Annotated in this window: 1 protein-coding gene; it reads right to left on the minus strand. The window is 65.8% G+C overall.

Features of this window, described 5'->3' with window-relative positions; genetic code table 11:
- Positions 1-593, minus strand: a 593-nt coding sequence (locus AC09SL_RS29495; protein WP_479572009.1) for a DUF6531 domain-containing protein, incomplete at both ends; no start/stop codon positions are given.

Here is a 593-nt window from a genome sequence, read left to right on the forward strand (position 1 = left end):
GTCTGGCAGCAGTTCAGGGTGAAAGCTCTGGTAGTCGATGGCGACCAGGTGACGATGCTCGTAACGCAGGCGCAGGCTGCGCCGGGCGCCGTTGTCCAGGCGGCTGATATCGCCGTAGATGTTGCGCTGGAGGGTCAAGCGGTTGTCATACCGATCGCTCAGGGCAATCAGATGGCCGTCACGAAAGTGTAGGAATGCTGCGCCGTCACCGGGTTGAGCGACGATCAGTTCGTCCGCCTCGGTCCCCAGGTAGATCGCCGCGCGGGCCAGGCTGTTGTGGATCGCCGGACGTTGCAGGCTGGGGCGGGGAAAGGTGGTGCGGCGGTTTTCCTGGTCGATCCAGATGACCGCCTCGCCTTCGATCAAAAGGCGATGGGCCAGGGCATGGCTCCAGCCGCGCCCGAGGCCGATGTCCAGGTCGGCGGCGCTGGTGCGGTACAAACGGGTGAAGACGAACGGCAAGCGGCCATCGAGGGTGCCGTCGTCGAGGGTCAGCAGTTCTTCGCCGGTGACCATCGACACCGGGCAGCCGTGGGTGCGGGTCTGGGCCGCGGTGTCGGCGCTGTCGCCGCTGGGGTTTTTCGATTGGGTGG

It is taken from the genome of Pseudomonas sp. PF05 (genome assembly GCF_056521845.1).